At 63.5% G+C, this 13886-nt stretch carries 7 protein-coding genes; 5 read left to right on the top strand and 2 right to left on the bottom strand.

Annotated elements, in window-relative coordinates; genetic code table 11:
* The first annotated feature begins 52 nt into the window (after positions 1–52).
* The 4 genes from gcvP (at position 53) to B0G75_RS08665 (ending at position 7616) form a co-directional block, all read left to right on the top strand.
* Positions 53–2989 carry an aminomethyl-transferring glycine dehydrogenase gene (gene gcvP, locus B0G75_RS08680; protein ID WP_106303190.1) on the top strand — a complete coding sequence of 979 codons (2937 nt, stop codon included), beginning with the start codon at positions 53–55 and terminating at the stop codon, positions 2987–2989.
* A gap of 139 nt (positions 2990–3128) precedes the next feature.
* A complete protein-coding gene (locus B0G75_RS08675) occupies positions 3129–4259 on the top strand; it encodes an alginate lyase family protein (RefSeq protein ID WP_106303187.1) in 1131 nt (376 codons plus the stop codon).
* A gap of 30 nt (positions 4260–4289) precedes the next feature.
* Positions 4290–5678 (top strand): L-serine ammonia-lyase, encoded by a 1389-nt coding sequence (locus B0G75_RS08670; RefSeq protein ID WP_106303184.1) that lies wholly within the window; start codon positions 4290–4292, stop codon positions 5676–5678.
* Positions 5679–5897: 219 nt separating this feature from the next.
* A complete protein-coding gene (locus B0G75_RS08665; protein WP_106303181.1) occupies positions 5898–7616 on the top strand; it encodes a thiamine pyrophosphate-binding protein in 1719 nt (572 codons plus the stop codon).
* 145 nt (positions 7617–7761) lie between these two features.
* Here the strand turns inward: B0G75_RS08665 and B0G75_RS08660 are convergent, their stop codons facing one another.
* Positions 7762–8910: a branched-chain amino acid ABC transporter substrate-binding protein gene (locus B0G75_RS08660; RefSeq protein WP_106303178.1), complete on the bottom strand. Its 1149-nt coding sequence runs from the start codon at positions 8908–8910 to the stop codon at positions 7762–7764.
* An 88-nt stretch (positions 8911–8998) separates the two neighbouring features.
* Complete coding sequence (putA, locus tag B0G75_RS08655) at positions 8999–12928, bottom strand: trifunctional transcriptional regulator/proline dehydrogenase/L-glutamate gamma-semialdehyde dehydrogenase (RefSeq protein ID WP_106303175.1); 3930 nt, start codon at positions 12926–12928, stop codon at positions 8999–9001.
* A 311-nt stretch (positions 12929–13239) separates the two neighbouring features.
* On the opposite strand from putA, the gene B0G75_RS40560 reads away from it, so the two are divergent.
* Positions 13240–13410, top strand: a complete 171-nt coding sequence (locus tag B0G75_RS40560) for a hypothetical protein (protein ID WP_181309204.1) — start codon at positions 13240–13242, stop codon at positions 13408–13410.
* Positions 13411–13886: the final 476 nt, after the last annotated feature.

Genomic DNA, 13886 nt, shown 5'->3' with positions numbered 1-13886 from the left:
TGCGGCGCGTCCTTCAGAAAGTCGCAGGACAGCCGCACCGCCAGGAACACCCATGAAGCTCGAACACCCGGATCGTCTGATGAACCGCACTCCTCTCTCGCTCGCCGCGCTCGAAGTGCATGACGCCTTCGCCGAACGGCATATCGGCCCGGACGCGGCCGACCAGCACGCCATGCTCGAAGCCCTCGGCTTTGCGTCGCGCGCCGCGCTGATCGACGCCGTCATTCCGAAGACGATCCGCCGCACCGAAACGCTGCCGCTCGGACCCTTCACGCAACCGAAGAGCGAGGCGGAAGCGCTCGCCGCGCTGCGCGAACTCGCGGACAAGAACCAGGTGTTCCGCTCGTACATCGGGCAGGGCTACTACAATGCGCACACGCCGACGGTGATCCTGCGTAACGTGCTGGAAAATCCGGCGTGGTACACCGCGTACACGCCGTATCAGCCAGAAATCTCGCAAGGCCGTCTGGAAGCGCTGCTGAACTTCCAGCAGATGATCGTCGACCTGACGGGTCTGGCGATCTCGAATGCGTCGCTCCTCGACGAAGCTACCGCCGCCGCTGAAGCGATGACGCTGCTGCAACGCATCGGCAAGCCGAAGTCGAACGTGTTCTACGTGGCCGACGACGTGCTGCCGCAAACCATCGAAGTGGTGAAGACGCGCGCCACGCCGGTCGGCATTGAAGTGAAAGTGGGCCCCGCTGCGGAAGCCGCGAATGCGAATGCGTTCGGCGTGCTGTTGCAATACCCGGGCGTGAACGGCGACGTGCGCGACTACCGCGCGCTCACCGAAGCGATCCACGCAGCGGGCGGCCACGTGGTGGTCGCCGCCGACCTGCTCGCGCTGACCGTGCTCACGCCGCCGGGCGAATGGGGCGCGGACGTGGCCGTCGGCAATACGCAGCGCTTCGGCGTGCCGGTCGGCTTCGGTGGTCCGCACGCGGCTTACCTCGCCGTGCGCGACGAGTTCAAGCGTCAAATGCCGGGCCGTCTCGTCGGCGTGACCGTCGACGCACAAGGCAATCCCGCGCTGCGTCTCGCCCTGCAAACGCGCGAACAACACATCCGCCGCGAGAAGGCGACCTCGAACGTGTGTACCGCACAAGCGCTGCTCGCGATCATGGCCAGCATGTATGCCGTCTATCACGGCCCGCACGGCCTGAAGACGATCGCGCTGCGCGTGAACCGCATCGCCGCGTTGCTGGCGGAAGGCGCGAAGCAACTCGGCTATACGCTCGCCAACGAAACTTTCTTCGACACGCTCACGTTCGAAACCGGCGCGCGCACGCAAGCGCTGCTCGACGCGGCCACCGCGAAGCGTATCAATCTGCGTCGCGTCAGCGCCACGCAAGTGGGCCTGTCGATCGACGAAACCACGACACGCCACGATCTCGCCGATCTGCTGGCCGTGTTTGCGCAAGCGGCTTTCACCAACGATGTGCCGCAAGTCGATGCACTCGACGCAAAGCTCGCCGCATCGAACACCGCATCGGTGCCGGCCGCGCTCGAACGCACCAGCGCGTATCTCACGCACCACGTGTTCAACCGTCATCATTCGGAAACGGAAATGCTGCGCTATCTGCGCAGCCTGTCGGACAAGGACCTCGCGCTCGACCGTTCGATGATCCCGCTCGGTTCGTGCACGATGAAGCTGAACGCCACCTCGGAAATGCTGCCGGTTACGTGGCCTGAATTCGGCCAGATCCATCCGTTCGCGCCGGCTGAGCAAACCGTCGGCTACCGCGAGATGATCGATCAGCTCGAAGAGATGCTGGTCGCGGCCACCGGTTACGCGGCTGTGTCGCTGCAACCGAACGCCGGCTCGCAAGGCGAATACGCCGGCCTGTTGATCATCCACGCGTATCACGCGTCGCGCGGCGAAGCGCATCGCAATGTCTGCCTGATTCCCGCTTCGGCGCACGGCACGAACCCGGCTTCGGCGCAGATGGCCGGCATGCAAGTGGTCGTGGTGGCCTGCGACGCGCAGGGCAACGTCGATATCGAAGACCTGAAGAAAAAAGCCGATCAGCACGCCGACAAACTCGCGGCGATCATGATCACGTATCCGTCCACGCACGGCGTGTTCGAGCAGAACGTGCGCGAAATCTGCGAAATCGTGCATGCGCACGGCGGCCAGGTCTATGTGGACGGCGCGAACATGAACGCGATGGTCGGTCTGACGGCGCCGGGCCAGTTCGGCGGCGACGTCTCGCACCTGAATCTGCACAAGACCTTCTGCATTCCGCACGGCGGCGGCGGACCGGGCGTCGGTCCGGTGGCGGTCGGCGCGCATCTCGCACAATTCCTGCCGAACCAGATCTCGTCGGGCTATGAACGCGCGCCGAACGGCATCGGCGCGGTGTCGGGCGCACCGTACGGCTCTGCATCGATCCTGCCGATCTCGTGGATGTATATCGCGATGATGGGTGCTAAGAACCTCACCGCCGCGACCGAAACCGCGATCCTCAACGCGAACTACGTCGCGAAAAAACTCGCGCCGCATTATCCGGTGCTGTATTCGGGCCCGGGCGGACTGGTCGCGCACGAGTGCATTCTCGATCTGCGTCCGATCAAGGAAACCAGCGGCATCACCGTCGACGACGTCGCCAAGCGTCTCGCCGACTACGGCTTCCACGCCCCGACCATGAGCTTCCCGGTGCCGGGCACGCTGATGGTCGAGCCGACCGAATCGGAATCGAAGGAAGAACTCGACCGTTTCATCGAAGCGATGATTGCGATCCGCGAGGAAATTCGCGCGGTCGAAGAAGGCCGCTCGGATCGCGAGGACAATCCGCTGAAGCATGCGCCGCACACGGCAGCGGTGGTGATCGCGAATGACTGGAAGCACGCGTATGCGCGCGAAACCGCGGCGTATCCGCTGCCCACGCTTATCGCAAAGAAGTACTGGCCGCCGGTTGGCCGCGCGGACAACGTGTACGGCGACCGCAATCTGTTCTGCTCCTGCGTGCCGATCGCCGACTACGAGTAAGCAGGCTCGCTGCCGCGCATCGCCCACTGTCTCGAATAGAGGCGGCAGGGCGGTGCGGGGTTCTGTCCTGAGTTCTCTGTCGTTCGTGCCCGCAAACGGCTAACATCACACACCGAATCAGCCTAACGAGGAGTTTCGCATGGCGCGAAAGGTGCGATTGATGCAAAGCCGGACCGAAGCAACGCGAGCGCCGAACTGGCGGCAAGCCTGCGCGCTGCTGTTGGCTGGCGCAGCCGTGCTGCTGCCGCTGCGGCAAGCGCAGGCCGCGATGAATTTTTGCGCGGCGCCCGCGCTGCAGACCAGCGAACGCACGAACGCCGATCCCGGTGTGAAAGCGCTGGTGAGCAATGTGCAGGCCCATCTGAACGACCAGCCGCATGCGCTGGCGAAGCTGCATACCGAAGGCACGCTGCCGCACGAAGGCATCTACGACCAGAGCGTCGAAGCGGAGAAAGATCTCGATCTGTTGCGCGACGCCGCACTTGCCTGGCGCGCCACTAGCGACGACCGCTATCTCAAGCTCGTCGACCGCTTGCTGTACGCCTGGGTCACGACCTATCAACCGAGCTTCAATCCGATCGACGAAACCCGTTTCGAAGGACTGATTCTCGCGTACGACATGACGGCGAGCGCGTTGCCGGTGAAAACGCGCAATGCGTCGATGGCGTTCCTGACAAAGCTCGCGAACGGCTACATCGGGCAAATCGACGCGCAGCCGCGCCCGCTCAAGGGAACGTTTAGAAACAACTGGCAAAGCCATCGGATCAAACTGATTGCCATGGCCGCGTTCACGCTCGACAACCGCAAGATGATCAACGCGGCCCAGCGTCTGTTCGTCGAGCATATCGGCGACAACATCGAGCCGGATGGTTCGACGATCGATTTCAGCGAACGCGACGCGCTGCACTACGTCACCTACGACTTGCAGCCGCTCGTGACAGCCGCGCTCGCCGCGCGTCGCCATAACCGCAACTGGTTGCCTGAGAAGGGCGCGGACGGCGCGTCGCTGGAAGCCGCGCTCAACTGGCTGGCGCCGTATGCGGCCGGCAGCAAGACGCATGAAGAATTCGTGCATTCGAGCGTTCCGTTCGATGCAAGACGTCGCGAAGCCGGCTTGCCCGGCTATTCGGGTCAGTGGGATCCTAAGAATGCGACGGAACTGTTTCACCTGGCGGCGCGCCTCGACGGGCGCTATACGCCGATCGCGCTACAGCTCGCACCGACGCCGCCCGCGTGGCTCGCCGTGTGTTTGCCGCTGCCGGCGCGGTAATCCATCTTTATCAATTGCAGGGAGCAGTAAATGGCAGTCAGCGTCTTCGACCTCTTCAAAATCGGCATTGGGCCGTCCAGTTCGCATACGGTCGGGCCGATGCGCGCGGCGCTGATGTTCGCTCAAGGGCTCGAACGCGATGGGCTGCTTGCTGCGACCGCATCGGTCAAAGTGGAGTTGTACGGCTCGCTCGGCGCGACGGGCAAAGGGCACGGCACCGATCGCGGCGTCATGCTCGGCCTGATGGGCGATGCGCCCGACACCGTGGACCCTGACACGATAGCGCAGCGGCTTGAGGGAGTGCGCGTGTCCCGCAAGCTGGCATTGCTCGGCACGCACGAGGTGCCGTTCGTGCAAAAGGATCACATTTCGTTTTATCGTCAGGCGCTGCCCGAGCATCCGAACGGTCTGAAGTTGCGTGCGCTCGATGCGCAGGGCGAGACGTTACGCGAGTCGACCTATCTGTCGGTGGGCGGCGGTTTCGTGGTGACGGCCGGCGCGCCGAATACGAAAGTGTTGGCCGCCGTCGACCAACTGCCGTACTCGTTTCGCAGCGGCAACGAGTTGCTCGCGCTGTGCGAATCGACCGGTAAGAGCATCGCCCAGCTGATGTGGGAAAACGAGCGCGTCTGGCATACGGAAGAGGAGACGCGTACGGGCCTGCTGAAGATTTGGGACGTGATGCAATCGTGCGTGTCGCGGGGTTGCGGCATCAACAATCCGGATGCAGACGGTAATTTGCCAGGCCCGTTCCAGGTGAAACGTCGCGCGCCGCAGCTGTATCGCGCGCTGTCGGGCAATCCCGAGCTGGCGTTGCGCGATCCGCTGTCGATGATCGACTGGATCAATCTCTACGCGATCGCCGTCAACGAAGAAAACGCCGCCGGCGGACGCGTGGTGACGGCGCCGACCAACGGCGCGGCCGGCATCATCCCGGCCGTGCTGCATTACTACATGCGTTTCATGCCGGGCTCGAATCAGCAAGGCGTGATCGACTTCCTGATGACCGCGGCGGCGATCGGCATCTTGTACAAGCTGAACGCGTCGATTTCGGGCGCTGAAGTGGGCTGTCAAGGCGAAGTGGGCGTTGCCTGCTCGATGGCGGCGGGCGCGCTCGCCGCCGTCATGGGCGGCACGCCGCGGCAGGTCGAGAACGCCGCGGAAATCGGCATGGAGCACAACCTCGGGCTGACGTGCGATCCGGTCGGCGGCATGGTGCAGATTCCGTGTATCGAACGCAATGCGATGGCATCGGTGAAAGCGGTCAATGCCGCGCGCATGGCTTTGCGCGGCGACGGCAGTCATTATGTGTCGCTCGATTCGGTGATCAAGACCATGCGCGAGACCGGCGCGGATATGAAGACCAAGTACAAGGAAACGTCGCGCGGCGGGTTGGCGGTGAATATCGTCGAGTGTTGAGTTGCGCGGTTTGCTGGCTTTACGACGAATGACGACGCGGGCTATCAGGCCCGCGTTTTTTATTTGCGTGTCACGTTACGCGCGAGCAGGACGGTTGCGCTGCGCCGTGACAGCGCAGCCGCGCTCGGCGTAAGCTGTCGAAGCGCCGCATCGGCCAGTGTCCCGCCGATGCGTGCATCCTCACACCGCACTCATGCACTGCCTGGAGGCTTCATCGCAATGTCGCAGCCGAATGCTCCCGTTTCCGGATCCGCCGCCGCTCAAACCACCGGCGCGCGTCTCGTCGTCGATGCTTTGCTCACGCACGGTGTCGAACGTGTTTTCTGTGTGCCTGGTGAGAGTTTTCTCGCCGTGCTGGATTCGCTGCACGACGAAACCGAACGCATCCAGACCATTGTTTGCCGTCACGAAGCGGCCGCGGCGAACATGGCGGAAGCCGTCGGCAAATTGACGGGGCGACCGGGCGTCGCGCTTGTCACGCGCGGACCGGGTGCCACGCATGCGTCGATCGGCGTGCACACCGCGTATCAGGATTCCACGCCGATGATCCTGCTGATCGGCCAATGCGCGCGCGAGCATCTCGATCGCGAGGCGTTCCAGGAAATCGACTATCGGCGCATGTTCGGCCAGATGGCGAAGTGGGTCGCCCAAATCGACGATCCGAAGCGCATTCCCGAATATCTAAGCCACGCGTTTCACACGGCGACGTCCGGACGGCCTGGCCCCGTGGTGTTGTCGCTGCCGGAAGACGTGTTGAGCGATGCCTGCGAAGCCGTGGCAGGCGCGCCTGCTTATCAGCGCGTGGCGGCGTCACCGTCGGCGGCGCAGATTGAGAAGTTGCGCGTATTGCTCGAAGGCGCGCAGCGGCCGATGGTGATCGCGGGCGGCAGCGGTTGGACGCCGGCTGCGTGCGCGGACTTTCGACGCTTCGTGGAGAACTGGCAATTGCCGGTCGGCCTCGCATTCCGCTTTCAGGACATGCTCGACAACGAGCACGCGAACTATGCCGGCGACGTCGGCCTCGGAATCAATCCGGCGCTGGCGCAACGTATCCGTGACGCCGACGTGCTGCTCGCGATCGGGCCGCGCTTGGGCGAAGCGACCACCAACGGCTACACGTTGCTTGATATTCCGAAGACCAAACAAACGCTCATCCACGTGCATCAAGGTGCGGAGGAGTTGGGTCGCGTGTATGCGGCGGATCTGCCGATCGTTTCCGGCATGCCGGAGCTGGCAGCGGTGCTTGCGGAACTGGAGCCTTTGTCCGAGCAACTCGCCTGGTCGGGCGCAGCGAGCGAGGCGCATCAGGCGTATCTCGACTGGCGCAAGCCGCGTCAGATTCCCGGCGATGTGCAGATGGGCGAAGTGATCCAGCAGTTGCGCGCGCATCTGCCGGACGACGCGATTCTCACCAACGGCGCGGGCAATTACGCGACGTGGCTGCATCGGCATTTTTCGTATCGCCATTACCGTTCGCAACTCGCCCCGACTAGTGGTGCGATGGGCTACGGTGTGCCGGCGGCGATCGCGGCGAAGTCGATGTATCCGCAACGCGCGGTCGTGGCGCTGGCCGGCGACGGTTGCTTCATGATGGCCGCGCAAGAACTCGCGACGGCGATGCAGTACGACCTGCACGTGCTTTTCATCGTGGTGAATAACGGTCACTTCGGCACGATCCGGATGCACCAGGAACGGCATTATCCTGGTCGGGTACATGGCACCGGGCTCACGAATCCGGATTTCGCGGCGTTCGCGCGCTCGTTCGGCGCGCATGGTGAGACGGTGGAGCGGACTGAGGATTTTCTGCCTGCGTTAAAGCGTTCGATTGAGGCGAAGCGCGCGGCAGTGATCGAGATTCGCATGCCGCAGGAAGCAAGCACGCCGGGCGCGACGTTGGAGCAGATTCGCGAGCAGGGGAGGAAGATGCGAGGGGAGTAATCGCGCTGCCATTCGATTGGCACGCGACGTCGCAAAATACCAAACGAAAAGCCCTGCGTGTTCTAAAACCGCAGGGCTTTTTTTGCGTCAGTTGCCGTGTCAAACCATCACACGGCAGCCAAGCTGCTCTAGCAGGAAAAGCTACTTACTTCCCACCCACGCTTTGCAACGTCGTCCACTTGCCATCGACAACCTTGTACAGCGTGATACCGCCGTTCTTCAGGTCGCCCTTGCTGTCGTACGCGAGGTTCGCCGACGTCACTGCCGGCATCGAGGTCTTCGCGAGCACCGGCAAGTACTTGGCCGGATCGGTGGAGTTCGCCTTCTTCATTGCGTCGAACATGGCCATTGCGCCGTCGTAAGCGTACGGCGAGTACGTTTGCACGTCTTCGTTGAAACGCTTCTTGTACTTCGCGACGTAGTCCTTGCCGCCCGGCATTTCTTCCAGCGGCAAGCCGGCAAGCGATGCCACCGTGCCGTTCGCCGCTTCACCCGCGATCTGGATGAACGTAGGCGTGTGGACCATTTCGCCGCCCATCAGCGGCGCCTTGATGCCCAGTGCCTTCATCTGCTTGACCATCGGTGCCGCTTGCGAATCCGCGCCGCCGTAGTAGATCAGATCCGGTTGGACCGACTTCAGCTTGGTCAGGATCGACTTGAAGTCCACAGCCTTGTCGTTCGTGTATTCACGATCGACGATCTGGCCACCGGCTGCCTTCGCCGCCTTTTCGAACTGATCCGCCAGACCTTGGCCATAAGCCGTGCGGTCGTCGACGATCACGATCTTCTTCATGCCCAAGGTCTTCACCGCGAACGTGCCGGCGACCGAACCTTGCTGCGTGTCGGACGTCATCATGCGGAACGTGGTCTTAAAACCTTGTTGCGTATATTCCGGCGCCGTCGCCATAGCGATTTCGGGGATGCCCGCGTTCGCGTAAATGCGCGAAGCCGGAATCGTGGTGCCCGAGTTGAAGTGGCCGAGCATGCCCTTGATGCCGTCGTCCACCAGCTTTTGTGCAACCGTCGTACCGGTGCGCGGATCGGCCTGGTCGTCGGCCGAGTCCAGCACGAAGCGGACTTGCTTGCCGCCGATCACCGGCTTGGTCGCGTTCATATCTTCCACTGCCAGCGTGATGCCGTTCTGGAAGTCCTTGCCGTAGTGCGCCTGCGCGCCTGTCATCGGGCCGGCAAAGCCGACCTTCACATCTTCCGTCGATTGAGCATTGGCCGTCCCCGCCAGCGACATCGCTGCAACCAGTGCAGCGCCTGCCAGCTGTTTCATCTTGTGTTGCATAGCTTCTCCTTGGTACCAGGTGTGGATGGAGCGGTTTCGGGGTCGCCGTACCGCTTCCTTCTTTTTTGAAAAGATCGTTAAGGTTCGCTCAACCGATCGTCATCAAATTCGCATTACCGCCTGCTGCTGCCGTATTCACGCTGACCGAGCGTTCCGTCAACAGACGCTCGAGCGCGTAATCCTCATCGCCGCTTTCCAGCGCGCGTGCCGCAACGCCCTGCACCGACACGATCGGGCCCGGACGCTTCGCGACTTCCTTGACCAGCGCCAGCAGCTCGTCGCTATCGCCTTCGAACAGCACGGCGTCGAACGTTGCATCCGCGCTCTTCTTCACGCTCGCATGTGACTTCAGCGACGCGGGCAACTGCGCCACCAACTGTTCACCAGCCGCGCCTTCGAACAACGCGCGATTTCCCGTAGCGAGCGCCGCGGCAAACTGCACGCGCGCGCCGCTCGCAGTAGACGCAATGCACAGCACCGTGCCGCGTGCGCCCAACGTGTACGTGTTGCGCTCGCCAGTCGGTCCCGACAGTACCGCCGTGGCGCCCGCCGGGATATGCGACAAATAGCCATCGCAGCGCGCGGCCAGCACGGGCTGTTGTTCGGCGATCAGCCAATCGCGATAAGCCGTCAATGCAGCGGACGGATTGTCGCTGTTTTCGGCTGCGTTCGGTGCATCCGCAACCAATGCCTGAGCGAGCGACTTCGGCAAACCGGCCGGACGCGTCGCCAGCAGACGCTGCAGATACAGCGCGCCGCCCGCTTTCGGCCCCGTGCCCGACAAACCTTCGCCGCCGAACGGCTGCACACCCACCACCGCGCCGATCACATTGCGGTTCACATAAATGTTGCCGACGTGCGCGCGGCTGATCACGTGAGCGATGGTTTCATCGATCCGCGTATGGATGCCGAGCGTCAGGCCGTAGCCCGTCGTGCGAATCTGTTCGAGCAGCTTGTCGAGCTGGCTGCGGCGGTAACGCACCACATGCAACACCGGGCCGAACACTTCGCGCTTCAGTTCGTCGATGCTGTCGAGTTCGATCAGCGTCGGCGGAACGAAGGTGCCTTGCGCGCAACCGTCGGGCATCGGCAATTGCTCGACCTTGCGGCCTTTCTCGCGCATCGTCGCGACGTGCGCGTCGATACCGCGCTTCGCGTCGAGGTCGATCACCGGGCCGACGTCGATCGACAGACGGTCAGGATTGCCCACGGCCAGTTCGCGCATCGCGCCGGTCAGCATCTCCAGCGTGCGGTCAGCGACATCGTCCTGCAGACAAAGAACGCGCAGCGCGGAACACCGTTGACCGGCGGAGTCGAAAGACGATTGCAGCACGTCCGCGACCACCTGTTCAGCGAGCGCCGACGAGTCCACGATCATTGCATTCTGGCCGCCCGTTTCGGCGATCAGCGGAATCGGCTTGCCGTCCGGATCGAGGCGGCTCGACAGCGTCTTGTTGATGAGGCGCGCGACTTCAGTAGAACCGGTGAACATCACCGCGCGCGTGCGCTGATCGGCGACCAACGCAGCGCCGACCGTTTCGCCATTGCCCGGCAGCAGTTGCACTGCGCCCGCCGGCACGCCGGCTTCGCGCAGAATGCGCACGGCTTGCGCGGCGATCAGCGGCGTCTGTTCGGCCGGCTTCGCGAGCACGGTGTTGCCGGCGGCCAGTGCCGCGGCCACCTGGCCCATGAAAATCGCCAGCGGGAAATTCCACGGGCTGATGCAGACCACCGGACCGAGCGGGCGATGCGTGTCGTTGGAGAACTCGTCGCGAATCTGCGTGGAGTAGTAGCGCAGGAAGTCGATCGCTTCGCGGATTTCCGCGACCGCATTGGCCAGCGACTTGCCGGCTTCACGCACCACCAGACCCATCAGCGTATGCATCTGCGCTTCGAGCAGATCGGCGGCACGCGCGAGGCAATCGGCGCGCGCATCGACCGGCGTGGCCTGCCAGATCGGCGCGGCGGCGACGGCATGCGCCAGCGCGGCGCTCACATGTTCTGGCGTCGCCTCGACGACCGTGCCGACGAGGTCGCGATGATCCGCCGGGTTGCGCACATCGCGCGCGACGCCCACGGCGATTTCGTTGTCCTCGAGCATCGGCGCGGCGCGCCACGGATGATGCGCGCTCGCCAGCAACGCCGACGACAGCGACGCCAGTCGATGCTCGTTCGACAGATCGAGGCCCATCGAATTGAGACGCTCGGCGCCGTACAGATTGCGCGGCAGCGGAATCTTCGCGTGCGGCGCGCCGAGCGGCACGATCTTCGAGGCTTCGTCGACCGGGTCGGCGATCAGGTCCTTGATCGCGACGTTTTCATCGGCAATGCGATTCACGAACGACGTGTTCGCGCCGTTTTCCAGCAGACGGCGCACGAGGTACGCGAGCAGCGTTTCATGCGTGCCGACCGGCGCGTACACGCGGCACGGACGGTTCAGCTTGTCGCGGCCGGTGACTTCCTCGTACAGCGGCTCGCCCATGCCGTGCAGGCACTGGAACTCGTACTGGCCGGGATAGTAGTTGTTGCCCGCGAGGTGATAGATCGCCGAGAGCGTGTGGGCGTTGTGCGTGGCGAATTGCGGATAGACCGCGTCGGGCGCGCCCAGCAGTTTCTTGGCACAAGCGAGGTACGACACGTCTGTGTAGATCTTGCGTGTGTACACCGGATAGCCTTCGAGGCCGTCAACTTGCGCGCGCTTGATTTCGGTATCCCAGTACGCGCCCTTCACGAGGCGCACCATGATGCGGTGACGGCTGCGGCGCGCCAGATCGATGATGTAGTCGATCACGAACGGGCAACGCTTCTGATACGCCTGCACCACGAAGCCGATGCCGTTCCAGCCGGCCAGCTCCGGATCGAAGCACAGCGCTTCGAGCAGATCGAGCGAGATTTCGAGGCGGTCGGCTTCTTCGGCGTCGATGTTCAGGCCGATGTCATAGCGGCGCGCGAGGATCGCCAGCGAGCGCACGCGCGGCAGCAATTCGCTCATCGTGCGCTCCTGCTGCGAACGCGAGTAGCGTGCGTGCAGCGCGGAGAGCTTGATCGAAATGCCCGGGCCTTCGTAGATGCCACGGCCGCCGGCAGCCTTGCCGATCGCGTGGATCGCCTGTTCGTACGACGCGTAGTAGCGCTGCGCGTCGGCTTCGGTGGTGGCCGCTTCGCCGAGCATGTCGTACGAGTAGCGGAAGCCGCGTGCTTCGTATTTGCGGCTATTGGCCAGCGCTTCGGAGATGTTCTCGCCGGTGACGAACTGCTCGCCCATCAGGCGCATCGCCATGTCGACGCCCTTGCGGATCAGCGGTTCACCGCCCTTGCCGATCAAACGCGTCAGCGCCGACGAAAGGCTCGTTTCGCTATTGGTCGTCACCAGCTTGCCGGTAATCATCAAGCCCCACGTCGCGGCGTTGACGAACATCGACGGTGCCTGTCCCATGTGCGATTTCCAGTCGCCCTTGCTGATCTTGTCGCGGATCAGCGCGTCGCGCGTGGCGCGGTCGGGAATGCGCAGCAGCGCTTCGGCGAGGCACATCAGCGCCACGCCTTCCTGGCTCGACAGCGAGAACTCGTGGATCAGACCTTCGACGCCACCGCCCTTGCTCTTGGTGCGCAGCGTTTCGACGAGCTTGCCGGCCATCGTCTGCACATCGCCCGCGAGGTTTGCCGGCAAACGAGCCTGACCGACCAGGAACGGCAAGCATTCCGGCTCAGGACGACGGTAAGCGGCCGTGATCGCCGCGCGCAGTACCGATTGCGGTTGCACGTTTTGCGCGAACTCGAGAAACGGGTGCGACGCGCCGTCTTCTTCCTGCTCGACCGAGGCGCCATCGGCAAGATCCGCCGAGCCTGCCACGCCCGACAGTTCGGGCGGCAGCTGACCGTGCTCGATCTTTTCGAGGTACGCGAAGATGGCCTGCTTGATGAGCCAGTGCGGGGTGCGTTCAAGACGGGTAGCGGCATCTTTCAGCCGGGAACGCAGGAGGTCGTCGACCTTGACGCCAAGGGTGGTGCTAGCCATGTTTCCTTCTTCGGATACCAAACGAATGCGCTGGGAAAGACTAAAAGTTGGGCGAATCGTACGCCTCCCAATAAAAAGGTGCAACCATGTTAAACGCATGGTTGCACCCTGTTGAGAGCCTTGTGCGGCGGGGGTTTTCGCCAGACGGCGCTGAGCGCGTGCGCAGCGGTTGCGCTTAGTACTTTCCCTGGCGTGATTCTTTTTGCATTTACCCTTATCAGAACGGGTCGGCGCGCCGTTATACGGAACATAGCGGCACGCGGCCTCCGGGCACGCACAAAAAACGGTACGGGGTTTAGAGGACAGGCGAAATGGAAAAGTGGCTGGTGATATTGGGCATCTGGGCGATGTGCGCGACTTGCGGCGTCCTCTTCATACGCGGCGCGACGAGCGGGCCGGGCAGGCGCGAGCCCGATGACGAACGTGCGCCGACGGCACCGCGCGCTGCGGCGGGCGACGCGCGGGCCGCATTGAACGATTGAGCGGTTGCGTCCGGCGTTCCGTGCCGGACGTAGCGGCGCCGCTTCTTACGCTGACTCCAGTCGCCGGGCGAATGCAAGGCCCGGCTTCATGCGGCGGCGTGGTGTCGGCGTGCGTCGATGTCGGGGGGTCGGTTTTGAACTGCGCACGGGTATCGTGTCGGCGCAGCTGGATCGGCTCGAACTGCACAAAGGTATCGTGTCAGCGCAGCTGGATCGGCGCGAACTGTCCACGACTACGCTTCACCGCTGTCGAATCGACTCGAGTTACGTGCTGGCGTCGCGTCAGTGCCGGTGAACCGGCTCGAACCGCGAGCAAGCGTCGCGAGGCGAAACGAGTTGGTCGTGCAGCCGGCAAAGCCGGCTGTCAGCTACGCTCGCGCCGAAGCCGGAACCAAACACGGCGAGACCCGGAATGCCCTGCTCCAACGAATCCCGATTCTCAGCGCGATGCCGGCAGCCCGAACAACAAGGCGCGT

The sequence above is a fragment of the Paraburkholderia sp. BL18I3N2 genome (assembly GCF_003001875.1).
GTDB classification, from domain to species: Bacteria; Pseudomonadota; Gammaproteobacteria; order Burkholderiales; family Burkholderiaceae; genus Paraburkholderia; species Paraburkholderia phytofirmans.
The sequence above is the reverse complement of the archived record's forward strand: the minus strand, read 5'-3'. Positions and strand labels throughout refer to the sequence as shown.